Raw genomic sequence first — 21,048 nt, 5'->3', positions numbered from 1 at the left:
GGTCTTGAATGCATGGCGAGCATCTTGGCCTCAGGCGGGGAAGGGCCGCCCGAGCAGCGGCAGGTCGTGGCGGCGCGCGCCGGTCGCGTTGGCCAGGCCGTTCGCGAGCGCGGCCGCCATCGGGCCCTGAGCGGCTTCCGCCACACCCAGGAAGGGTAGGCCGGGCTGGTCCAGCAGGTCGACGTCGATCCGCTCCGGCACTCCGGAAAAGCGCAGGATCGGGTACGTGCTCCAGTCCATGCTGGCGATGCCGTCCGGGCCGTAGCGCAGCTGTTCGTGCAGGGTCCAGCTCGCGGACTGGATGATGCCGCCTTCGAGCTGGTTGCGCGCGCCGTCCGGATTCACGACCTGGCCGCAGTCGGCGGCGCACGCCACGCGGACGATGCGCACGGTGTTCTTGTCCTTGTCGACGGCCAGTTCCAGGGCGATCGCGACGTAGGCCATGATGTTCTTGTACTGGCCGAAGCCGAAGCCGTAGCCGTGCCCCGGCGCCGGCTTCGACTTGCCCCAGCCGAAGCGCGCGGCCGCCTTTTCGATGACGGCGCGGGCGCGCGGCTCGCTCCCCAGGTGGTCGAGGCGCAGGCGCACGGGGTCGACGCCCGCCAGCTGCGCCAGCTGGTCCATCGTCCCTTCGATCGCCGTGATGTTGATGTGCGCCCCGAGCGAGCGCATGGCGGAGCTGCGCAGCGGCGTCACCGGCAGAAAATGGTTCACGACGCGGGCGTTCGGGATGGCGTACAGCGGCAGGGCATTGCGGTCGCCGCCGCCTTCGGGCATCGGCATCGGCTGCGACGGCGACGGCGCGATCGGCTGCGCCAGCAGCCACGCGGGGACCAGCTTGCCCGCATTCCCGGGCCGTTCGTTGTGCGAACCGCTCCACAGCGCGTAATCCCAGTGCGAGATGCGGCCCTGGCCGTCGAGCGCCGCGCGCACGGTCGTCACCATCGCGGGGGCGTACGGCTCCCACAGGTTTTCCTGGTCGCGCATCAGCTGCACGCGCACGGGCGCGCCGGGCACGGCGCGCGCCAGCAGCGCGGCATCGGCCGCCACGTCGTCGGCGCCGTTCTGGCCATAGCAGCCCGACCCCTCCGTGTGGATGCAGCGGACTTTATCGAGCGGCATGCCGGTCAGCTCCGCCAGCGCGGCCCGGAGGGGATACACGCCCTGCGTGTGCGTCCAGACGGTCAGCATGTCGCCGTCCAGCCGGGCGACGGCGCACGATGGCCCGATCGAGCCGTGCATCACGTACTGCTTCGTGTAGCGGGCGGAGACGCCGGGGCCGGCTGCCGGCGAGTTCACCTTGCCGCGGTCGAGGATCGTGATGCTCTGCGCGGGCAGTCCCTGCAGGGTCGCGTGGATGGCGTCCGCCTGCGGCAGCGGCGCGCCGCCCTGCCACTGCGCGTTCGCGGCCAGCGCGTTCATCGCCTGCACGGCGCGCCATTCGTCGTCCGCCAGCACGGCCAGGTAGTCGCCGTCGCGCACGACGTGGCGTACGCCCGGCAGGCGCCGGACGCCATCGAGGTCGGCGCGCACGAGCTTCGCGCCCGGACGCGGCGGCCGCACGACGCGGGCGTGCAGCATGCCGGGCAGGCGCATGTCCTGCACATAGGCCACGCCGCCCGTGACTTTCGCCGGGATGTCGAAGCGGGCGAGCGGCTTGCCGATCAGGCGGTAGCGCGCGGGCGGCCGCAATGGCGACGTCTCGCTGGCCGCGCGGTGCAACCCGCCCGCGTCGAGACCGCGCAACGCCTCGCCGTAGTGCATGCTGCGGCCGTCGGGGCCGACGGCGCGGCCGGCGCGCAGGAAGACCGTCTCCGGCCCCACGCGCCATTGCGCCGCCGCGCCCTGGCGCAGCAGTGCCGCCACCTGGCTCGACGCATGCAGCAGTGCGCTGCCGCTGTCGGCCATCGTGTGGCTGCCGGCCGTGAACCCTTCGTTCGGCGTGCGCGCCGTGTCGCCCTGCACGAACTCGATGTCGCCCGGCTGCAGTTCCAGCTGTTCGAGCGCGACCTGCGCGAGCGCCGTGCGCACGCCGGTGCCCAGTTCGACCTTGCCGCTGAAGACCGTCACCTTGCCGTCGGGTGCCACGCGGATCCACGCGTCCAGGAACGGCGTGCGTTGCAGGCTGCCGGCCAGTTTGGCATTGGCGACCGGCGGCACGCCCATCCCATTGAATTCGGCGCGCGCGGCACGGGGCAGCAGCGCGAAGGCGAGGACGAGGGCGCCCCCTTCGAGGAAGGCGCGGCGGCCTTGATTGACTTCATTCATGCGGGTTCTCCCGCCGCGGCGCGGATGGCCGCGAGGATGCGGTGGTGGGTGCCGCAGCGGCACAGATTCGGTTCCATGTGGCGGCGGATTTGCTCGTCGGTCGGATGCGGCACCTTGTCGAGCAAGGCCTCCGCCCGCACGATCATGCCGGCGATGCAGTAGCCGCACTGCGCGGCCTGGTGCTCGATGAACGCCGCCTGCAGCGTGCCGGGCCGGGCGGCGCTGCCGAGCCCCTCCACGGTGCGTACCTTGCGCCCCGCACAGGCGGCCAGCGGCGTCACGCAGGAAAACACGGGCTTGCCGTCCAGCTGGACGGTGCAGGCGCCGCACTGGCCCATGCCGCAGCCGAACTTGGCGCCGTTCAGGTTCAATTCATTGCGCAGCACGTACAGCAGCGGCGTGGCGGGATCCGCGCGCAGCTCGTGCGCGCGGCCGTTGACTTCGATCTTGGTCATGGTTGCATCTCCTTGCGCAGCTTCGCGCTGGCGGCGGCCACGCCGGGCCAGTCGGGACGGCCGGCGCCGGTGCGGACCCACGCGGCCAGCTCGGCGACCTGGGCGTCGGACAGCACGTCGGCGAACGGCGGCATGTAGGCGGCAGCCGCGCCACCGGGCGCGGGGCGTTCCCACGGGATCCCGTGCAGCACGGTCTGGATGAAATTGGATGGATCGTCGCCCAGCACGGCGCTGCTGCGGTCGAGACCCGGCCGTCCGCCCAGGCGCATCATCGGTGCGGCCGGCGTGTGGCAGCCGGCGCAGGCGGCCGCGAACAGCGCGGCGCCCGGCGTCCCGGTTTGTGCCGCGGCGGGGACGGCCGCCGCGGCGGCAGGCTGCTGGATCGTCATCAGGTAGGCGGCCATCGCCTCGACGTCCGCACGCGGAACGCCGGCGAGGCGCTCGGTCACGGGCCGCATCGGCCCCTTCGCGGCTCCGTGTGCGAGCGCCAGGCCGCCCTGCAGATAATCGGCGAGTTCGGCGCGCGTCCACGGCGCGCTGCCTTGCGCGAGGCGAGTGAGCGCGGGCGCATGCCAGCCGTCGACGGTGCCGCCCTGGAACGCGGGACTGCGCTCCCCGCCCAGCACATTCATGCCGCTGTGGCAGGACGCGCAATGGCCGAGCGTATCGACGAGGTAACGGCCCCGCTCGACCTGGCCCGTGCCGGGCGCGGCACCGTCGCCGGGACGCAGATACAAGGCATTCCAGAACGCGAGCAGGGGCCGGAAATTCAGCGGGAACGCGAGGTCGTTGTCCGGCTGTTTGACGCGCACCGGCGGGCGCGACATCAGCCAGGCGTAGGCCAGTTCGATATCCTCGTCGGACATCCTCGTGTAATGGATGTAGGGGAAGGCGGGATACAGCAGGTGGCCGTCGCGCGCCACGCCTTCGCGCAGGGCGCGCTTGAACGCGGCGCTGGTCCAGCGGCCGATGCCCGTCTCGGGATCGGGCGTGATGTTGGTGCTGTAGATGATGCCGAACGGCGTCTTCAAACCGAGGCCGCCGGCATACGCGGGACCATCGGGTGCGGTATGGCAGACCATGCAGTCGCCCAGCGCCACGACGCGCGCGCCGGCCGCGAGGACGGCGGTAGAGAGTGGTGGCGGAGGAGCGGCGGCGGGCGCGATGGCGGCCGGGCGGGTCCAGGCATACAGGCCGCCCAGAACGACGGCCACGAAGGCCGTGCCAGCGGCGGCGAGGGTGCGCAGTCTCATCGTGGGTTCCTTGATTCAGTTGCGGCGATTGTCGATTCCTGCCGCCCCATCGTCTAGTTATACAAAGGGATACGCGAAGGGCTAGCGGCAGGCCGTCACTGTAGCGCCGGACCGCCCGGTCGATTGATGCTTTTGGCGCAAGAGTGTCTTGCGCCGCAGGCGCCGGCGCGCGCGCCGCCGACGCGGTATGCTGGGCGTTCGCAGGAGATATCCATGACCGATACCGCTTACAACCACGCCTGGCACCGCGTGCTGGGCGCGCGCCACCTCACGCTGGGCCTGATGACGCCTCTCGCACGCGCGTCCGGCGCGCCGGCCGACATCGCGCGCGAGACGGCGCTTGCCGCGCGCGCGGACGCGCTCGGCATCGCCGCGCTGTGGACCCGCGACGTGCCGCTGATCGTCCCGCAGGGCAGCACGCGGGAAGCCGCCGTGCTGGACGATCCGTTCATCTGGCTGACGCTGCTGGCCGGCGCGACGGCGTCCGCCGCATTGGGCACAGCCGCCGCGGTGCTGCCGTTGCGCCATCCGCTGCACGTGGCCAAGGCCGCGTGGTCGCTGGACCGGCTGAGCGGCGGCCGCTTCATCCTCGGCCTCGGCTCGGGCGACCGGCCGGAGGAACTGGCGCCGTTCGGTGTCGACAGCGCGCCGGAAGTCCTGTTCCGCGAGCGCTGGCAGACGCTCGCCGCCGCGCTGTCGACGGATGCGCGGGTGCGTGCGGACCTGCTCGAGGACACGGGCGGCCACGCGCCGACACCGCTGCCCACCGCGCGCATCCCGCTGCTCGCGGTGGGCACCGCGCGCCAGTCGCTGCAATGGATCGCGGCGCACGCGGACGGCTGGGCCACGTACCACCGCGAGGAAGCGCGCCAGCAGGGCCGCATCGCGCTGTGGCAGCGGGCGCTGGAAGAGCGCGCCGGCGGCGTGGCGAAACCGTTCGTGCAGTCGCTGCAACTGGAACTGCTGGCCGACCCGGACGCGCCCGCGGAAGCGCTGGAACTGGGCCTGCGCGCCGGCCGCCGCGCGCTGCTGGGCTATTTCGAGCGGATGGCGGCGCTGGGCGTGGCGCACATGCTCGTCAACCTGCAGGGACCGCGGCCCATCGAGGAGCAGGTCGAGGAACTGGGGCGCGAGATCGTGCCGCGGCTGCCTACGCTGGCGGTGCGCTAGGGTGGTCGCCCAGGTCCTGCGCCGCGAGATGTTCGGCCAGCAGGTCGACGAAGGCACGGATCTTCGTCGAGTTGCGCCGGCTCGCGGGATACAGCGCGTACAGCCCGACGTCCATGGGGCCCGGATTGACGCGGTAGCCGGGCAGCACCTGCAAGAGCGTGCCCGCGCGCAGGTCGCGCTGCACGAGCCAGCGCGCGAGCATGGCGATGCCGAGGCCGCCCAGCGCGGCCTGGCGCAGTACTTCCGAATTATTCGCGTGAACGACGCCGCGCACCTCGACGTCTTCCGCGTCGGCGTGCGAATCGTCGGCCTGCAGGCGCCACGTGCGGCGGCCCGCCCCGAACGCGAACTGCAGGCAGTCGTGCGCCGCGAGGGCGATCGGCGTCTCCGGTGCGCCATGCGCGGCCAGGTAGGCCGGGCTCGCGCACAGCACGCGGTCGTGGGCGGCGAGCTTGCGGGCGACGAGGTTCGATTGCGGATCGAGGCTGCCGATGCGGATGGCCACGTCGATCGCTTCGTCGACGAGGTTGGCGTGCGCGTCGTCCAGGCGCAGGTCCAGCGTCAGGCGCGGGTGGCGCGCGCGCAGCGCGGGCAGGATCGGCGCCACGTACAGGGTGCTGAAGGTGACGGGGGCCGCCACGCGCAGCACGCCGGCCGCGCCGTCCGCCGCCGCTTCGTCGGCCGCGTCCAGGCGTTCCAGGATGCGCAGGGCTTCCTCGTAGTACGTGCGGCCCGCGTCCGTCAAGGTGACGCTGCGCGTGGACCGGTTGAGCAGCACGGCGCCGAGGCGGCCTTCAAGCGCGTCGACGAGGCGGGCGACGGACGACGTGACGAGGCCGAGCCGGCGCGCGGCGGGCGAGAAGCCGCCGGTGGCGGCGACGGTGCAGAAGGCTTTCAGTTCGGCGAAGCGGTCCATCGTATCCTCATCTCGTGTGTCGTTTTACGCTACTCATACCAAAGGATACTGTCCCGTGCGCCGATCTGCACCTACCATGGTTCCATGATCGATTCGGCCGGAATGGGGAGCGGATGATGCGTTACTACCTGACGTTCGTGATGCTGGGCCTCCAGATGGGCGGCCTGTGTATCGTGCTGGAAGTGCATACGGCGGCGCCGGCCGTCGCGATGATGGGAATGTTCGGCGCCAGCGACGCGCCGGCGCCCGCGCCCTGCGCGGGCGCGGCGCTGCCGGCGTGATTGCATCAGGAGCGCAGGAACGCGAGCAGGTCGGCGTTCAGGCGGTCCTTGTGGGTGAAGGCCAGGCCGTGCGGGCCGCCTTCGTAGACGACCAGGCGGCCCTGCGGCAGGATCTCGACGGCGCGGCGCGCGGTGGTGTCGATCGGGACGATCTGGTCGTCGCTGCCGTGGATGACGAGGGTCGGGATCGTCATCTTCCTGAGGTCTTCCGTGAAGTCCGTTTCCGAGAACTGCTTGATGCATTCATACGCGGCGCGCACGCTGCACTGCATGCCCTGCAGCCAGAACGTGTCGCGCGCGCCCTGCGAATCCTTGGCGCCTTCGCGGTTGAAGCCGTAGAACGGGATGCTCAGATCCTTGAAGAACTGGGCGCGGTCGGCCTGCACGCCGGCGCGGATGCCGTCGAACACGGACATCGGCACGCCGTTCGGGTTCGCGTCCGACTTGGCCATCTGCGGCGTCACCGCGCCCACCAGCACGGCGCGCTTGACGCGGCCGGTGCCGTGGCGGCCGATGTAGCGCGCGACTTCGCCGCCGCCGGTCGAGTGGCCCACGTGCGTCACGTCGGTCAGGTCCAGCGCTTCGACCAGCTGCGCCAGGTCGTCCGCGTAGTCGTTCATGTGGTTGCCGTGCCAGGGCTTGCTCGACAGGCCGTGGCCGCGGCGGTCGTGGGCGATGACGCGGTAGCCGTGGTTCGCCAGGAACATCATCTGGTCTTCCCAGGCGTCGCCCTGCAGCGGCCAGCCGTGGCTGAACACGACGGCGGGACCGTGGCCCCAGTCCGTGAAGTGGATGATGGTCCCGTCGCGGGTCGTGATGGTGTTGGCGGTGCGGGTGATGGTCATGGCGTGTCCCTTCGGGTTGGTGGCTGGAAGCCGGAAGGGACAGCGCGCGCCGCCGCATCCGGACCCGGACATTGTCGGGAGCGGCGCGCGGGCGGTCTAGTCATACGAACGTATAGGTTTTGCTTACCCGGCAGTATCGGGTGTTGCCTTATCGACCGGGCAGTTGAGGGCCAGCATGCGCCCTACCGGCGACGACGTCCGCATGCGCTCGCGCCACCACTTCAGCGCGGCGCCTTCCTCGCCCGTGCGCCACGCCATGTACAGCGTCTCGTCCGGCTTCGGTTCCTCGACTTCCTTTGCCACGAGGCGGCCGGCCGCGATGTCGGCGCGGGCCCAGGCCTCGGGCAGGAAGCCGAAGCCGAGGCCCGCCAGCTGGAATTCGTACTTCGTCTGCATGTCGGGCACCGTCAGGGTGTCCTGGCCGAACAGCAGGCCTACCGTGCGCGCCTGCAGCAGCCGGACGGAGTCGGCGACGGACACCGCGCGGTGCGCTGTCAGCTCCGCCTTGCCCAGGCGGTGCCGGACCCTGGCCAGCGGGTGGGAGGGCGCGACGACGAACACGAACGACATCGTCCCGAGCGGTTCGGCCGTGTAGCCGCCGCCGGACGGCCCTTCGCCGGCCGCGCCCACGAGCAGGTCGACGCGGCGGTCGAGCAGGCTTTCCCACGTGCCGGACAACGCTTCGCGCACGATGCGCAGCCGGGTCTGGTCGGCCACTTCATAAAAGGCGCGGATGTCGTCCTGCAGGCCGAGCGGGGCGAGGGCGGAGTCCATGCCGACGGTGAATTCGGTCTCCCAGCCGGACGCCACGCGGCGCACGCGGCTCTCCAGGTCGCCCGCGGCCTTGAGCAGGTAGCGGCCTTCCTTCAGCAGCTCTTCGCCGGCCGGCGTGAGGACGACGCGCGGGCCGAAGCGTTCGAACAGCTGCACGCCCAGGTCGTCCTCCAGCTTGGAGACGGTGTACGAGATCGTCGACGGCACGCGATACAGTTCCTTCGCGGCGGCCGAGAAGCTGCCGCGGCGGGCGATGGTGTCGACGGTGAGGAGGGCGTCCAGGCTGAGTCTGAGCATGTGCGGGCAATCGGGGGCGAAGGGCGCATCGTATCAGGCGCGCGCCCACTTCGACAACGTCCTTCCGATCCGGGCGCGGAATGCCTGCACCTGATCCGGCGCGAGCGACTCGGCCCGGTACAGCGACAGCATCCCGAACCGGCACTGCGGCGCGCACGTGCCCAGCAGCGCCGTCTTCAGCACGCGTTTCACGGGCTGGCGCAGGATGAACCGGTCGACCCACCACGGCGAGCCGAGCGACGTGATCGCGAGCGCGTGCCGCAACTTGTCCAGGCGCGGCCGGATCGGCCCCAGGTCGCCGGCGTGGTCGTAGGCGACGCCCGGCGCCCACACGCGGTCGAACCAGCCTTTCAACATGGCCGGGAAACCGAACCACCAGGTCGGGAACACGAGCACGAGGGCCTCGACGGCCTGCAGGCGTGCGATGTGCGTCGCGGTGGCGTTTGCGTCGAACGCCGGCCCGTAGTAGCTCGCGCGTTCCGTCGCCGTCAATGCCGGCGCGAAGCCGGCGCCGTACAGGTCGTCGACGACCACGTCGTGGCCATGGGCGGTGAGGGTGGAGATGGCGTGCTGCGCCAGCGCGCGGCACAAGCTGTCATGGACGGGGTGGGCGATCACGACGAGACACTTCATGAATGACTTCCTGAGGAGTAAGAGCCGTCGCCCCCGCGCAGGCGGGGGCCTGATTTTGCGAGCGATAGCGCAGCGCGAGCAAACCTGGATCCCCGCCTGTGCGGGGACGACGTGCTAAGTGTGCAGGCCCAATTCATCGGCTGCTTCCTTGCGCAGCATGAACTTCTGGATCTTGCCGGTCACCGTCATCGGAAACCCGTCCACGAACCGGATATAGCGCGGGATCTTGTAGTGCGCGATCTGCCCCTGGCAAAAGGCCCGGATCTCGTCCGCATCCGCGTGCTCGCCCGGCCGCAGCACGATGCACGCGCACAGCTCCTCGCCGTATTTCGGATCGGGCACGCCCACGCACTGCACGTCCAGCACCTTCGGGTGGCGGTATAAAAACTCCTCGACCTCGCGCGGGTAGATGTTCTCGCCGCCGCGGATCACCATGTCCTTGGCGCGGCCCACGATGCGGCAATAGCCGTCCGCGTCCAGCGTGGCGAGGTCGCCCGTGTGCATCCAGCCGGCCGCATCGATCGCTTCGCGCGTGCGTTCGTCGTCGCCCCAGTAGCCGAGCATCACCGAGTAGCCGCGCGTGAGCAGCTCGCCGGTGTCCCCGCGCGGGACCACGCGGCCGTCCGCGTCGACGATCTTGACTTCCAGGTGCGGGTGGATCCGCCCGACCGTGCCCACGCGGCACGCGAGCGGGTCGTCGACCGAGGTCTGGAAGCTGACGGGCGACGTCTCCGTCATGCCGTAGGCGATCGTGATCTCGTCCATGTGCATCTGCCGAATCACGCGCTGCATGACTTCCATCGGGCAGGGCGAGCCGGCCATGATCCCCGTGCGCAGGCTGCCCAGGTCGAACGATGCGAACTCGGGATGGTCCAGCAACGCGATGAACATCGTCGGCACCCCGTGCAGCGCCGTGCAGCGCTCGGCCTGCACGGTCGCCAGCACCGCGCCTGCATCGAAACCTTCGCCGGGATAGACCATCGCGGCGCCGTGCGTCATGCACGCGAGGTTCCCCAGCACCATGCCGAAGCAGTGGTACAGCGGGACGGGGATGCACAGGCGGTCGCGTTCCGTCAGGCGCATCGCCTCGCCGATGAAGAAGCCGTTGTTCAGGATGTTGTGGTGCGTGAGCGTGGCGCCCTTCGGCGCGCCGGTCGTGCCGGACGTGAACTGGATGTTGACCGGATCGTCGAACTGCAGGGTGCGCGCCACGTCGTGCAGGCGCGCCATGTCGGCCGGGGTCGCGCATTGCGCCACCGTGTCGAAGTCCAGCATGCCCGGTGTCGATTCGTGACCGAGCCGGATCACGTGGCGCAGCTCGGGCAGCTTCGCGCTGCGCAGTTCGCCGGGTGCGGCGCCATCGAGTTCGGGAACGAGGTCGCGCAGCATGCCGAGGTAGTCGCTCGACTTGAAGCCGGGGGCGAGGATCAGCGCGCGGCAGCCGACCTTGGCCAGCGCGTATTCCAGCTCGGCGCGGCGGTAGGCCGGATTGATGTTGACCATGACGAGGCCGGCCTTGGCGGTGGCGAACTGCGTGAGCACCCATTCCGCGCGGTTCTGCGACCAGATGCCGATGCGGTCGCCGGGGTCCAGGCCGACGCCCAGCAGGCCGGCCGCGAGCCGGTCCGCGCGTTCGCGCAGCTGGCGCCAGCTCCAGCGCACGCACTGGTGCGGGATGACGAGCGCATCGCGGTCGGGATAGCGCTCGGCGATGCGGTCGAGGTGGACCCCGACCGTGTCGCCGATGAGGGGGAGCGAATGCGCTCCGTGGACGTAGCTGGCTTGCATCTGTGTCTCCTGTTTATCCCTTCCGACACAGTGTAGCGTCCCGCATTGCGGGCGACTATCGAAAAAATCGATCTTAGACCATTAAACAACTCGTTTTTCTTCTTGCCCGGCACCGCCCATAATGCTTTCCATGGCAACGCGCTTTCGACGGCAGCGAGTCGACAAGGAAGCGCAGTGTGTTCGAAGAGTTCGAACATGGAACTTTACAATCACAAGGAGAACATCATGCTGAAAGTACGTAAAAGCTCGGACCGCGGTGTCGCCAGTTTCGGCTGGCTGCGCTCGCAGCACACCTTCTCGTTCGGTCATTACCACGACCCGGCGCACATGAATGTCGGCCCGCTGCGGGTGATCAACGAAGACCGCGTGGCCGCGGGCCGCGGCTTCGATCCGCACAGCCACAAGAACATGGAGATCATTTCCTACGTGCTGGACGGTGCGCTGGAACACAAGGACAGCATGGGCAACGGTTCGGTCCTGCGCTACGGCGACGTGCAGCGCATGAGCGCCGGCACGGGCGTCACCCACAGCGAGTACAACCACTCGGCGACCGAACCGGCGCACTTCCTGCAGATCTGGGTGATCCCGGCCGAGGCGGGCGGCGAGCCGGGCTACGAAGAGAAGCACTTCGACACCGACAGCAAACGCGGCACGCTGCGCCTGATCGCGTCGAACGACGGCCGCGACGGCTCCGTCTCGCTGCGCCAGGACGCCGCCATCTACGCGACGATCCTCGACGGCGGCGAGCGCGCCGACCATGCGCTGCTGCCGGGCCGCCAGGCCTACGTGCAAGTGGCGCGGGGTAGCCTGACCGTGAACGGCCTGCTTCTTTCAGCCGGCGACGCCGTCCAGGTCAGCGAAGAGGCCGTCGTGGCGCTGTCGGACGCGAAGGATGCCGAAGTGCTGCTGTTCGACCTGCCGGTCTGAACCTGGTGAACATTAACGAGTCAAACGCAACGATATTCAAGGAGAAGATCATGGAAACCACTAAACTGTATCCCGTCGGCCGCGCCCTGGTGGGCGCCCTGTTCCTGGCATCGGGCATCAACAAGATCATCGGCTTCGGCTACGTGGCCGGATGGATGAACAGCCTGGGCATCCCGGCGGCCGGGTTGCTGCTGGCGGGCGCGATCCTGCTCGAGGTCGGCGGCGGACTCGCGCTGGTTACCGGGATCCAGGCGAAATATGCGGCGCTGGCGCTCGCGCTGTTCACGGTGCCCGTCACCCTGATCTTCCACGGCTTCTGGCATGTGGGCGCGGCCGAGTTCCAGAACCAGCTGAACCACTTCCTGAAGAACGTGGCGATCTTCGGCGGCCTGCTGGCCCTGTTCGACGTCGAACGCCAGCGTGAGACGGGCGCCGCACGAGTGAATGTCCTGCGCAGCCGGGCTGCCTGACACGAGTACAATCAGTCCGCGACCTGGCGCACACGGGTGGCGGACATCCACGCAAACGAAAGAGACGAGGAGAACGAGCCATGGAAGTGACGACGCATCGCGGCACGGGGCCGCTGCAGCAGGTGATCGAGATCGGCCCACACCGCATCCTGACGGACGTGAAGCCGGAATTCGGCGGCGAGGACAGCGGCCCGGAACCGCACGACATCCTGGCCGCCGCGCTGGCGGCCTGCACGACGCTCACCGTGAGCCTGTACGCCAAGCGCAAGGGCTACCCGCTGGACGACATCAAGGTCTCGATCAAGCATGGCCAGGAGGGCGCGGCCTACGGCCTGCACCGCACGATCGAATACATCGGCGCGCTGGACGACGAGACGAAGGCGCGGCTGACCGACATCGCCAACAAATGCCCGGTGCACAAGACGCTGTCGGGCACCATCCAGATCACCACGGAGGCTATCTAGCATGGACGCGTTCGAACACGAAAGCCTGGAAACCATCGTCGTTCCCCGCACGCACGACCTGGGCGGCGGCTTCGAAGTGCGGCGCGCGCTGCCGCACAAGGACCGGCGCATGGTGGGCCCGTTCGTCTTCCTCGACCAGATGGGGCCGCACGTCTTCCACGCGGGCGAGGGCATCGACGTGCGCCCGCATCCGCACATCGGCCTGGCCACCGTCACGTACCTGCTGGACGGCCAGATCCGCCACCGCGACAGCCTCGGCACCGTGCAGGACATCAAGCCGGGTGAGGTGAACTGGATGACGGCCGGGAAGGGCATCGTCCACTCCGAGCGCACCGGCCCGGACGTGCGCGCCGCCGGCTCCAACCTGTTCGGCCTGCAGTGCTGGGTGGCGCTGCCGAAAGACAAGGAAGAGTGTGATCCCGCCTTCGCGCACGTCGGCTCGCAGGAGCTGCCGATCCTGGACGGCGACGGCGCCACCGCCCGCATCATCGCCGGCAGCTATTTCGGCAAGCGCTCGCCCGTGCCCGTGCAATCGCCGCTGTTCTACGTCGACCTGGCGCTGCAGCCGGGCGCGCGCCTGACGATGCCGGCCGAATATCCGGAACAGGCGCTGTACGTGGTCGACGGCACGCTCGACCTGGGCCGCGATGGCCGCTTCGAACAGGGCCAGCTGCTCGTGCTGAAACCGGGTGCGACGGTCACGCTGGCGGCGACCGAGAACCGGGGCGCACGCGTGATGCTGCTGGGCGGCGAGCCGATGGATGGCCCGCGCTACCTGACGTGGAATTTCGTGTCGAGTTCGTCCGACCGCATCGAGCAGGCCAAGGAAGACTGGAAAGCCCAGCGCTTCCCGCAGGTACCGGGCGAGACGGAATTCATTCCCTTGCCCGATCTGCCGGGTCGGCCGGTCCGCTATCCCTGAACTTAGCCCTGGGCGTCCGCGCTCCGCGGCGGCGGCACCGCATGGCGCCGCTCGTCCGGGCGCGTGAGCACCCGCATCGCAATCTCGAACGGCACACCCAGCGACGCCAGTGCGCGCGCGGGCGAGCGGTTCTGTTCCTGGGCCTCGTGGATCGTTGATTCGATCATGAGGGCGGTCTTGTAGTCGCTTCGTCGTTCCATCGTTCGATGCTAACACGAAGGCTGCGCGCCCGGTCGTAAGACAGTGGTGGCGCGCATGACGATCCGCTAACCTGCCCCCGTTGAAAAACCGAAGAAAGACATCATGAATACGATTCGTATCCCCGCGCTGCGCGCCGCCCTGGCCGCAGCGGGCTTCCTCACGGCCGGCGCCGCCTTCGCGCAGGCCGACCTGATCCTCAAGAACGGCAAGATCGCCACGATGGCGAAAGAAGGCGAGTTCGTGCAGGCCATCGCCGTCAAGGACGGCAAGGTGCTCGCCACCGGCAGCAACGCGAAGGTGCTGAAACTGAAGCGCGCGAACACGCAGGTGATCGACGCGCACGGCCGCACCGTGATCCCGGGCCTGAACGACTCGCACCTGCACGTGATCCGCGAGGGCCTGAACTACAACATGGAGCTGCGCTGGGACGGCGTGACGTCGCTGAAGCGCGCGCTGGAGATGCTGAAGGAGCAGGCCGCGCGTACGCCGGACGGCCAGTGGGTGAAGGTCGTGGGGGGCTGGAACGAATGGCAGTTCGAGGAAAAACGCCTGCCCACGCTGGAAGAAATCAACGCCGCCGTGCCGGACAAGCCGGTGTTCATCCTGTACCTGTACGGCCTTGGCTTCCTCAACAAGAAGGGCATCGACACGCTCGGCTACGACCGCAACACCAGGTACAAGGATGGCGAAGTGGAGCTGGACGCGAACGGCCAGCCGACCGGCAAGCTGATCGCCAAGCCGAACGCGCTGATCCTGTATTCGACGCTCGCGAAGACGAACAAGCTGGGGCACGACGACCAGGTCAACTCCACCTTGCAGTTCTACCGCGAACTGAACCGCCTGGGCGTGACGAGCGCCATCGACGCGGGCGGCGGCTTCCAGAACTACCCGGACGACTACGGCGTGTCGCTGGAACTGGCGAAGCAGGGCAAGCTGACGGTGCGCACGGCCTACTACCTGTTCGCGCAAAAGGCCGGCAAGGAACTGGAAGACTTCCAGCGCTGGCTCACCATGACGCATCCGAAGCAGAACGACCACATGCTGTACCCGAACGGCTTCTCGGCGGAAGGCGCGGGCGAAAACCTCGTCGCCAGCGCGGCCGATTTCGAAAACTTCCTGGAGCCGCGCCCGGACCTGCCGGCCTCGATGGAACACGACCTGGAACCCGTCGTGTCGCTGCTCGTGAAGAACCGCTGGCCGTTCCGCCTGCACGCGACGTACGGCGAGAGCATCGCGCGCGATCTCGATGTCATCGAGAAGGTCGATGCGCAGACGCCGCTGAACGGCCTGCGCTTCATCATCGACCACGGCGAGACCGTGACCGACGCCGACCTCGCGCGCATCAGGAAGCTGGGCGGCGGCATCGCCGTGCAGGACCGCATGCACTTCCAGGGCGAATCGTACTGGAAGCGCTACGGCGAACAGACGCGCCAGATGCCGCCGATCCGCAAGATGCTCGCGCAGGGCATCCCCGTCGGCCTGGGCACGGACGGCACGCGCGTCTCCAGCTACAACCCGTGGCCGTCCGTGTACTGGGCCGTCACCGGCAAGACCGCCGGCGGCCTGCAGATCTGGCAGGACGGCGACCGCCTGTCGCGCTTCGAAGCGCTGAAGCTGATCACGACGGGGTCCGCGTGGATGAGCGGCGAGGAGAAAGTGAAGGGCACCCTGAAACGCGGCCAGTACGCCGACTTCGTCGTGCTGCCGCAGGATTACTTCGGCATGGACGCGGAGGGCATCAAGCGGCTCGACAGCGTGCTTACCGTCGTCAACGGCAAGGTCGTGTACGGCGCGGGCGACTATGCACCGCTCGCACCGAAGGCGTTGCCGGTGTCGCCGGCGTGGAGCCCCGTCGCGGCGTACGGCGGCTACCAGAAGCGCTAGGCCTCGCCCGCCAGCGCGGCGCGCGCCGCGTCGACCGTCTCCGCGAGGAAGTCGGCGACGGCGCGCACCCGGCTCGACGCGGCGAGATCCGCATGCAGCACGAGCCAGACGCCGTCGCTGAACACGTCGCCCGGCGCCAGCACGCGTACGAGATCGGGATCGGTGACGAGGAAGTCGGGGATGATGGCCAGGCCGAGCCCCGCGCGCGCGGCCGCGATCTGCGCGCGCAGCGTGGACACGGCCAGCACCACGTGCGCTTCCGGCGCGCGCTTCGCGAGCCACTGCGCGGCCGGCAGGTGCGCGTGCGCCTCGTCCCAGGTGATCATCGCGCGGCCCGCGAGCGGATCGTCGCCGGCCGCCGGATGGCGCGCGAGATAGTCGCGGTGCCCGTACACGCCGTACGACATCGCACCGAGCCGGCGCGCCTTCAGGTTGCCGTGGCTGGGGCGCACGAGACGCAGCGCGAGATCGGCGTCGCGCCGGCCCAGTTCCACGGCGGCCGTCGTCGTGACGATCTCCAGGCGCAGTTGCGGATGGCGCGCGACGAAACGGGGCAGGGCGGGAATCACGAGGTCGGATGCGAGGTTGTCCGACGTGGCCAGGCGCACGAGGCCCGACACGCCGGGACTCAGGCCGGACGCGCCCCGTTCGAAGGCGAGCATATTGTCCTCGACCGCCTCCGCGCGCCCGAGCAGTTCGCGGCCTTCGTCCGTCAGGTGGTAGCCCGTCTGGTGGCGGGCGAACAGGCGCGTCGCGAGGCGCGCTTCCAGCTCGGCGATGCGCCGGCTGACGGTCGACTGGCTCACGCGCAGCACGTCCGCGGCGCGCGTCAGGCTGCCGCCGCGCGCCACTTCGAGAAAGTATTTAAGATCGTTCCAGTCCAAGGGCGTTTTCCATTTTTGGAAAATGATCCGCCGATTATTGGTGTTTTCTTTGCAAGGTGCAACGACTACCTTGTCACTAGGCCGCCGCGGGCGGCATTTTGCAAAAAAGGATGAAGAACATGCTGACGACTCGACAACTGGGATCTCAAGGACTGCATGTCTCCGCCATCGGCCTGGGCTGCATGGGCATGAGCCACGCCTACGGCACGCCGGACGACGCGGAATCGATCGCGACGATCCACCGCGCCATCGACCTGGGCTGCACTTTCTTCGACACGGCGGAAGTGTACGGCCCGTTCACGAACGAGGAATTGCTGGGCCGCGCGCTGGAAGGCCGGCGCGACCGGGTGCAGATCGCGACCAAGTTCGGCTTCGTCATCGGCAAGGGCCATTTCGCCGGCGCCGACAGCCGCCCGGAGCACATCCGCGAAGTCGTCGAGGCGTCGCTGAAGCGCCTGCGCACCGACCGCATCGACCTGCTGTACCAGCACCGCGTGGACCCGAACGTGCCGATCGAGGACGTGGCGGGCACCGTCAAGGACCTGATCCGCGAAGGCAAGGTGCTGCACTTCGGCCTGTCGGAAGCGGGCGTCGCGACGATCCGCCGCGCGCATGCCGTGCAGCCCGTGTCGGCGCTGCAGAGCGAGTACTCGATCTGGGAGCGCAACCTCGACGCCGACGTGCTGCCCGCGCTGCGCGAACTGGGCATCGGCCTCGTGCCGTTCAGCCCTCTCGGCCGCGGCTTCCTGACCGGTACGGCGAAGCGCGCCGAGGATTATCCGGCCGACGACTTCCGCGCCCAGAACGACCCGCGCCTGCAGGGCGAGAACTTCGACCGCAATCTCGCGATCGCCGGCCTGGTGAAGGAGATCGCGGCGCGGCACGGCGCGCTGCCGGGGCAGGTGGCGCTGGCGTGGCTGCTGGCGCAGGGCGACGACATCGTGCCGATTCCGGGGACCAAGCGCCGTACGTATCTCGAGCAGAATCTCGCTGCGGCCGACCTCAGGCTGGATGACGAGGACCTGCGTCGGCTGGATGGGGCGCTTGAGCAGATCGGCGTGGCGGGGGCGCGGTACAACGAGAAGGCGATGGCGATGGTGGATCGTTGACGGGGGGGCGCGGCCGCGCGCATGTCAAGCGTTCCCCGTGGCGTAGCGCAGGTTCTCGACCGGTACCCCGGCGCGCTGGCTTGCGTAGATGACTTTGGCGACGGCGCTGCCGACGAGCGCCGTATAGGGTTGCCGCTGCAAATGCGCCGCCTCGGCCTTCTCGGCAGGCCAAAGCTCGGTCGTCCTTTTCTTCGCACGGAACCAGCTTTTGCAGTAATGGACAGGGTGTTTCAGAGCGAGATCCTGGTCTCGAGAAACGCCAGGTATCTGGCGTCGTCTTCCATGAAGAGATCGATCCCGCCACCCATGTACGCGCGCGTCAGTTCATCGGCTGCCTTGTCGAAGAGACGCTGTTCGAAGTAGATCTGCCCAAGACGCAGGTGAATGTAGGCGTTGCCGAGTCCTTTTGGACAGTGGACCGCGTTATAAAAACACTTGAATGCCTTGTCGAAGTCCTGCGCGTGGAAGTGCACGTCGCCGAGCGCCACATAAATCCATGTCGCCGCTTCCCACTGCCCAGGCTCCCCGGACAGCAATTTCAGCGCCGCGATGTATTTCTGTTTGGCGTCGTCGGGTCGGCCGGCCGACGCCAGCGCATCGCCTTCCTTGCACAGGGCGGTGATCCGCTCATGCACCGTGGCGGTCCGCTTCTTCCAGAAAAATGCCGACCCAGGCATCCAGCACGCCCCAGAAATCGACCGGCTCTGGATTCTCGGGATCTTCGTGCCACCAGATGACTCCCGTCGCTTCGCCGTTGCCCACGCAATTCAGGCACAGGTAATCGCCGGCGCCGTTGTGAAAGACGGCGACGGTTCGCGAGATATCGATGGGCAGCCGGCGTGCGGTGTCGTCGTCGATGTCGAACTTGTCGTCGGACAGGAATGCCCAATCCTCGACCGGCAGCGGTCCCATCGAATTTGCCGGCAGGAAGGTCCAGCCGTCGTGCAACTGCGTATAAAAATCGCGGAATTTGGCGGGCACCCAGTCCCAGACAGGGCGCAGGCGCTCCGGCACGTCGGTGATCGGCGCGCGGCCGCGGAAAAAGTTCAGGTCCTTGCCGCCGACGGTGTAGAGATACAGCAGCGACAGGGTGTCGTCCTGCTCGCGCATCACGTACAGGTGCTTCAGCATCGTGCGCAGGAAATCCTGGACGCTGGTCCACTCCGCGGCGAAGTCGCTCCATTCCGTGAGCAGCGCGAGCCTGCGGCCGTGTTCCTGCTCGTCGAGGAAGCGCAGCCACTGCACGGGCACGGCCGGATCCGCTTCCGTTTCGGCCGGCGAGGCCATCAATGCGGCCGGCTGCACGAACTGCTGCAATTCATTCAGTACCGCGTTCTTGTCGGGTGTTGTTGTCATCGCTTCGTCTTTCAGTGATTGCCGGTGCACGCTAGCCGCCGCCCAGGAGATTATAAATCTGCTGTTGCAACTCGGCCGCCATGTCGACCTCTTTCTGCATCATCTCCTGCCGGAATGCCGGGTCCACGGCGATGCCGCCTTTCTTGTATTCGGTCCAGTCGGCGAACGATTTCGCGCCCTTCGACGTATTCGCCGTCTCGCTCAGGCCGATGAAGTTGCGGGGATTGTTCAGCACCGCGAGCTGATCTTCCTGCGAGAGCCGGGCGAATCCCTCCATTTCCGTGATCTGCTTCATCGACACGATATGGTCCGCGTGCAGCGGCTTCGTCACCGTCAGGCCCGGCAGTGCCCGGTCGGGCATCGGCAAGGTCACGCCTTCGTTGACCTGCTTTTGAATCGCGGAACTCGGCGTCTTGGCGCGCAGCCGCGCATACGTCGATGCCGAGACGCGTGCCGGCGGCTCCACCGGCGGCGTGGCCGGCGGCTCGGCGGCCGTCGCAGGTGGGCGCAGCGAGACACGAACGTTCCCGCCGTTCATGCCCAGCGTGCCTGGTTCGACCGACACCTGGACCCGCTGCGCGAACTCCCAGGCCCCCGGCGCCGCCTTCGCCCCCAGATACCCGCCCAGGAAGCTCCCCGCGATCGCCGACCATTTCTGCCCGTCGCTGCCTTCGCCGAACATCTTGCCGCCGACCCAGCCGCCGCCGATCCCGCCCGCGAACGCGCCGACCAGGCCGCCCACCGCGATCACGGGCCCGGCGAGGACGATCGCCGAGCCGACCCCGACGACCAACAGCGACGCATGCACCCAGCCCGGCACGAGGTTCTCCGGATTGATCGTGTCGGTCTGCGCCGTGCCGCCGCCGATGTAGACGTTGCCCGACCCCTTCGTGATGACGGCGCTGCAGCCCGTCTTGTCGTCCACCCGCGCGGCCGGCATGCCGTTGATGTAGACCTGGCCGCTGCCCGTCGCGATCGGTATCGGTCCCGGATGCTTGGAGCACGCGACCATGTCGACGTGGGCGCGGGCCGCAGCCAGGTTGTTGACGAAGACATTGGACGATCCGGTCATCGCGATGGCGCCGGTGACTTCCTTGGCCGCGAAGCTCATCGTGCTCATCGCTTCGCCCAGGCCCGCACCCATGGCCGCGCCCGCGCCGACGACGGCCACGGCCGCGAGGCCGCCCGTGCCCACGATCGCTACCCCGGCCACCGCGATGGCCGCGCCGATGAGCAGGCCTTTCAGGAGCCAGCTCATGGTCGGGCTGTGCCCGATCGGGTCTCCCAGCCGTGCCGCCGCCGGCATCTAGCGCTCCGCCACCTGATCGAGATGCGCGCGCACCTCCGTCAGACTGTAGAACGGCACGGACGACGAACTGGCCTGGATGTACTGGGCCAGATGCAGCCGTTCCGCCAGCGCCGGTCCCGGTGGTTCCGCCTTGCGTTCCAGCGTGACCGTGCCCGATGGCCGCAGCAGCGACAGGCCGGCGTTCGTACGGGAGACGTTCGCCTGCAGGCGCGTGCCCTCGGCGTCATAGAATTCCCAGTGGTCCTGGTTGACGTCGCGCGCCGACAGTTTGCTGCCCGCCTCGTGCCTGTCCGCGAACACGTGCAAGGTCTTGCGCGGTTCGGACAATGCGAAGATCGTCGGCAGGGCAGGGGACGGCGCCGCGGGCGGCCCGTCCTGGGCCTTCGGCAGCGGGCGGCGCAGCCTGATGCTGTCCACGATCGCGTCGAACGCGGCATTCCACTCATCGCTGAATTCGCGCAGGCACGTCGCCGCCATCAGCATCGCCTCGATCGTGCCCGGCGCGCTGCCCTGGACCAGCGTGATGACCTGGCGCTGGTGCATGAAGCCCGCCTCGTTGCGCCAGCTGTAGGCCAGTTCCAGCGCCGGCGCGCCGTCCACAAGGCGTTCCGTCATCGCCTTCAGCTGGAAGCGTGGCAAGGCGCGCGTCAGTTCCTTCGTCAGGCGCTCGCCGAACTGGTCCAGTTGTTCCTCGGGCTTGACGTCCGCGTGCGAGACGACGACGTTGAACTCGCTCGGACCATCGTCGCGCAAGGTGAACATGTGCATCGTCTTGTCCTTCAACTGCGCGGGCAGTTCGAAGGTGGCGTGGTTGGCGTGGTACATGGCGCGCTCGCTCATTT

22 protein-coding genes are annotated in these 21,048 nt (G+C 68.6%); 8 read left to right on the top strand and 14 right to left on the bottom strand.

Features of this window, described 5'->3' with window-relative positions; all coding sequences use genetic code 11:
- Window positions 1–30: 30 nt before the first annotated feature.
- The 3 genes from QPK29_RS03825 to QPK29_RS03815 are packed head-to-tail and all read right to left on the bottom strand — an operon-like array spanning window position 31 to window position 3,976.
- Complete coding sequence (locus QPK29_RS03825) at window positions 31–2,268, bottom strand: xanthine dehydrogenase family protein molybdopterin-binding subunit (protein WP_371769584.1); 2,238 nt, start codon at window positions 2,266–2,268, stop codon at window positions 31–33.
- Complete coding sequence (locus tag QPK29_RS03820; protein WP_371769585.1) at window positions 2,265–2,723, bottom strand: (2Fe-2S)-binding protein; 459 nt, start codon at window positions 2,721–2,723, stop codon at window positions 2,265–2,267. The genes QPK29_RS03825 and QPK29_RS03820 overlap by 4 nt, the downstream gene beginning before the upstream one ends.
- Window positions 2,720–3,976, bottom strand: coding sequence for a cytochrome c (locus QPK29_RS03815; protein ID WP_371769586.1), 1,257 nt, complete (start codon window positions 3,974–3,976; stop codon window positions 2,720–2,722). The genes QPK29_RS03820 and QPK29_RS03815 overlap by 4 nt, the downstream gene beginning before the upstream one ends.
- A gap of 213 nt (window positions 3,977–4,189) precedes the next feature.
- Between QPK29_RS03815 and QPK29_RS03810 the strand changes: the two genes are divergently transcribed.
- Window positions 4,190–5,146, top strand: a complete 957-nt coding sequence (locus tag QPK29_RS03810; protein WP_371769587.1) for a TIGR03571 family LLM class oxidoreductase — start codon at window positions 4,190–4,192, stop codon at window positions 5,144–5,146.
- On the opposite strand, the gene QPK29_RS03805 is transcribed toward QPK29_RS03810, so the two are convergent.
- The gene (locus QPK29_RS03805; protein ID WP_371769588.1) at window positions 5,127–6,062 is read right to left on the bottom strand and encodes a LysR family transcriptional regulator; all 936 of its coding nucleotides are present in this window, start codon (window positions 6,060–6,062) and stop codon (window positions 5,127–5,129) included. The two genes, QPK29_RS03810 and QPK29_RS03805, sit on opposite strands and share 20 nt — an antisense overlap.
- Window positions 6,063–6,178: 116 nt before the next feature.
- Between QPK29_RS03805 and QPK29_RS03800 the strand changes: the two genes are divergently transcribed.
- On the top strand, window positions 6,179–6,343 hold the full coding sequence (locus QPK29_RS03800) for a hypothetical protein (RefSeq protein WP_400189723.1): 165 nt from the start codon (window positions 6,179–6,181) through the stop codon (window positions 6,341–6,343).
- A 5-nt stretch (window positions 6,344–6,348) separates the two neighbouring features.
- On the opposite strand, the gene QPK29_RS03795 is transcribed toward QPK29_RS03800, so the two are convergent.
- From QPK29_RS03795 to QPK29_RS03780, 4 genes are all read right to left on the bottom strand, one after another.
- On the bottom strand, window positions 6,349–7,188 hold the full coding sequence (locus QPK29_RS03795; protein ID WP_371769590.1) for an alpha/beta fold hydrolase: 840 nt from the start codon (window positions 7,186–7,188) through the stop codon (window positions 6,349–6,351).
- Between the two features lie 123 nt (window positions 7,189–7,311).
- On the bottom strand, window positions 7,312–8,259 hold the full coding sequence (locus QPK29_RS03790) for a LysR substrate-binding domain-containing protein (protein WP_371769591.1): 948 nt from the start codon (window positions 8,257–8,259) through the stop codon (window positions 7,312–7,314).
- Between the two features lie 33 nt (window positions 8,260–8,292).
- Entirely contained in the window at window positions 8,293–8,892 is a 600-nt protein-coding gene (locus QPK29_RS03785; RefSeq protein ID WP_371769592.1) for an NAD(P)H-dependent oxidoreductase, read from the bottom strand.
- Between the two features lie 114 nt (window positions 8,893–9,006).
- Window positions 9,007–10,680 (bottom strand): AMP-binding protein, encoded by a 1,674-nt coding sequence (locus tag QPK29_RS03780; RefSeq protein WP_371769593.1) that lies wholly within the window; start codon window positions 10,678–10,680, stop codon window positions 9,007–9,009.
- A 225-nt stretch (window positions 10,681–10,905) separates the two neighbouring features.
- On the opposite strand from QPK29_RS03780, the gene QPK29_RS03775 reads away from it, so the two are divergent.
- The 4 genes from QPK29_RS03775 to QPK29_RS03760 all read left to right on the top strand — a co-directional run bounded on the left by QPK29_RS03775 (window position 10,906) and on the right by QPK29_RS03760 (window position 13,463).
- Window positions 10,906–11,607: a pirin family protein gene (locus QPK29_RS03775; protein WP_371769594.1), complete on the top strand. Its 702-nt coding sequence runs from the start codon at window positions 10,906–10,908 to the stop codon at window positions 11,605–11,607.
- Window positions 11,608–11,657: 50 nt separating this feature from the next.
- Complete coding sequence (locus QPK29_RS03770; protein WP_371769595.1) at window positions 11,658–12,077, top strand: DoxX family protein; 420 nt, start codon at window positions 11,658–11,660, stop codon at window positions 12,075–12,077.
- An 80-nt stretch (window positions 12,078–12,157) separates the two neighbouring features.
- Window positions 12,158–12,541, top strand: coding sequence for an OsmC family protein (locus QPK29_RS03765; RefSeq protein WP_371769596.1), 384 nt, complete (start codon window positions 12,158–12,160; stop codon window positions 12,539–12,541).
- A 1-nt stretch (window position 12,542) separates the two neighbouring features.
- Window positions 12,543–13,463 carry a pirin family protein gene (locus tag QPK29_RS03760; RefSeq protein WP_371764982.1) on the top strand — a complete coding sequence of 307 codons (921 nt, stop codon included), beginning with the start codon at window positions 12,543–12,545 and terminating at the stop codon, window positions 13,461–13,463.
- Window positions 13,464–13,465: 2 nt separating this feature from the next.
- Here the strand turns inward: QPK29_RS03760 and QPK29_RS03755 are convergent, their stop codons facing one another.
- Entirely contained in the window at window positions 13,466–13,663 is a 198-nt protein-coding gene (locus QPK29_RS03755) for a hypothetical protein (RefSeq protein WP_056131219.1), read from the bottom strand.
- Window positions 13,664–13,766: 103 nt separating this feature from the next.
- On the opposite strand from QPK29_RS03755, the gene QPK29_RS03750 reads away from it, so the two are divergent.
- Window positions 13,767–15,548, top strand: coding sequence for an amidohydrolase (locus QPK29_RS03750; RefSeq protein WP_160409892.1), 1,782 nt, complete (start codon window positions 13,767–13,769; stop codon window positions 15,546–15,548).
- Here QPK29_RS03750 and QPK29_RS03745 read toward each other — a convergent pair.
- Window positions 15,545–16,432 (bottom strand): LysR family transcriptional regulator, encoded by an 888-nt coding sequence (locus tag QPK29_RS03745; protein WP_371769597.1) that lies wholly within the window; start codon window positions 16,430–16,432, stop codon window positions 15,545–15,547. The genes QPK29_RS03750 and QPK29_RS03745 overlap by 4 nt on opposite strands.
- Window positions 16,433–16,551: 119 nt before the next feature.
- On the opposite strand from QPK29_RS03745, the gene QPK29_RS03740 reads away from it, so the two are divergent.
- Complete coding sequence (locus QPK29_RS03740; RefSeq protein ID WP_371769598.1) at window positions 16,552–17,541, top strand: aldo/keto reductase; 990 nt, start codon at window positions 16,552–16,554, stop codon at window positions 17,539–17,541.
- Between the two features lie 230 nt (window positions 17,542–17,771).
- On the opposite strand, the gene QPK29_RS03735 is transcribed toward QPK29_RS03740, so the two are convergent.
- The 4 genes from QPK29_RS03735 to QPK29_RS03720 are packed head-to-tail and all read right to left on the bottom strand — an operon-like array spanning window position 17,772 to window position 21,046.
- Entirely contained in the window at window positions 17,772–18,176 is a 405-nt protein-coding gene (locus QPK29_RS03735; protein ID WP_371769599.1) for a tetratricopeptide repeat protein, read from the bottom strand.
- A complete protein-coding gene (locus tag QPK29_RS03730; protein WP_371769600.1) occupies window positions 18,169–18,897 on the bottom strand; it encodes an SMI1/KNR4 family protein in 729 nt (242 codons plus the stop codon). The genes QPK29_RS03735 and QPK29_RS03730 overlap by 8 nt, the downstream gene beginning before the upstream one ends.
- A gap of 31 nt (window positions 18,898–18,928) precedes the next feature.
- Entirely contained in the window at window positions 18,929–20,203 is a 1,275-nt protein-coding gene (locus QPK29_RS03725) for a PAAR domain-containing protein (RefSeq protein ID WP_371769601.1), read from the bottom strand.
- Window positions 20,204–21,046, bottom strand: a complete 843-nt coding sequence (locus QPK29_RS03720) for a DcrB-related protein (RefSeq protein WP_371769602.1) — start codon at window positions 21,044–21,046, stop codon at window positions 20,204–20,206.
- Window positions 21,047–21,048 lie beyond the last annotated feature (2 nt).

Source organism: Massilia orientalis, assembly GCF_030411975.2.
In the GTDB taxonomy this organism is placed as follows: Bacteria; Pseudomonadota; Gammaproteobacteria; order Burkholderiales; family Burkholderiaceae_D; genus Telluria; species Telluria orientalis.
This window is presented reverse-complemented; position numbering and strand designations above follow the sequence as displayed.

Excerpts from the sequence above, each read along its gene's own strand:
- QPK29_RS03790 (WP_371769591.1), bottom strand. The coding sequence starts at position 8,259 with ATGCTCAGACTCAGCCTGGACGCCCTCCTCACCGTCGACACCATCGCC.
- QPK29_RS03740 (WP_371769598.1), top strand. The coding sequence starts at position 16,552 with ATGCTGACGACTCGACAACTGGGATCTCAAGGACTGCATGTCTCCGCC.
- QPK29_RS03720 (WP_371769602.1), bottom strand. The coding sequence starts at position 21,046 with ATGAGCGAGCGCGCCATGTACCACGCCAACCACGCCACCTTCGAACTG.
- QPK29_RS03780 (WP_371769593.1), bottom strand. The coding sequence starts at position 10,680 with ATGCAAGCCAGCTACGTCCACGGAGCGCATTCGCTCCCCCTCATCGGC.
- QPK29_RS03820 (WP_371769585.1), bottom strand. The coding sequence starts at position 2,723 with ATGACCAAGATCGAAGTCAACGGCCGCGCGCACGAGCTGCGCGCGGAT.
- QPK29_RS03800 (WP_400189723.1), top strand. The coding sequence starts at position 6,179 with ATGCGTTACTACCTGACGTTCGTGATGCTGGGCCTCCAGATGGGCGGC.
- QPK29_RS03795 (WP_371769590.1), bottom strand. The coding sequence starts at position 7,188 with ATGACCATCACCCGCACCGCCAACACCATCACGACCCGCGACGGGACC.
- QPK29_RS03775 (WP_371769594.1), top strand. The coding sequence starts at position 10,906 with ATGCTGAAAGTACGTAAAAGCTCGGACCGCGGTGTCGCCAGTTTCGGC.
- QPK29_RS03760 (WP_371764982.1), top strand. The coding sequence starts at position 12,543 with ATGGACGCGTTCGAACACGAAAGCCTGGAAACCATCGTCGTTCCCCGC.
- QPK29_RS03730 (WP_371769600.1), bottom strand. The coding sequence starts at position 18,897 with ATGACAACAACACCCGACAAGAACGCGGTACTGAATGAATTGCAGCAG.
- QPK29_RS03725 (WP_371769601.1), bottom strand. The coding sequence starts at position 20,203 with ATGCCGGCGGCGGCACGGCTGGGAGACCCGATCGGGCACAGCCCGACC.
- QPK29_RS03770 (WP_371769595.1), top strand. The coding sequence starts at position 11,658 with ATGGAAACCACTAAACTGTATCCCGTCGGCCGCGCCCTGGTGGGCGCC.
- QPK29_RS03805 (WP_371769588.1), bottom strand. The coding sequence starts at position 6,062 with ATGGACCGCTTCGCCGAACTGAAAGCCTTCTGCACCGTCGCCGCCACC.
- QPK29_RS03765 (WP_371769596.1), top strand. The coding sequence starts at position 12,158 with ATGGAAGTGACGACGCATCGCGGCACGGGGCCGCTGCAGCAGGTGATC.
- QPK29_RS03815 (WP_371769586.1), bottom strand. The coding sequence starts at position 3,976 with ATGAGACTGCGCACCCTCGCCGCCGCTGGCACGGCCTTCGTGGCCGTC.
- QPK29_RS03810 (WP_371769587.1), top strand. The coding sequence starts at position 4,190 with ATGACCGATACCGCTTACAACCACGCCTGGCACCGCGTGCTGGGCGCG.
- QPK29_RS03750 (WP_160409892.1), top strand. The coding sequence starts at position 13,767 with ATGAATACGATTCGTATCCCCGCGCTGCGCGCCGCCCTGGCCGCAGCG.
- QPK29_RS03825 (WP_371769584.1), bottom strand. The coding sequence starts at position 2,268 with ATGAATGAAGTCAATCAAGGCCGCCGCGCCTTCCTCGAAGGGGGCGCC.
- QPK29_RS03785 (WP_371769592.1), bottom strand. The coding sequence starts at position 8,892 with ATGAAGTGTCTCGTCGTGATCGCCCACCCCGTCCATGACAGCTTGTGC.
- QPK29_RS03755 (WP_056131219.1), bottom strand. The coding sequence starts at position 13,663 with ATGGAACGACGAAGCGACTACAAGACCGCCCTCATGATCGAATCAACG.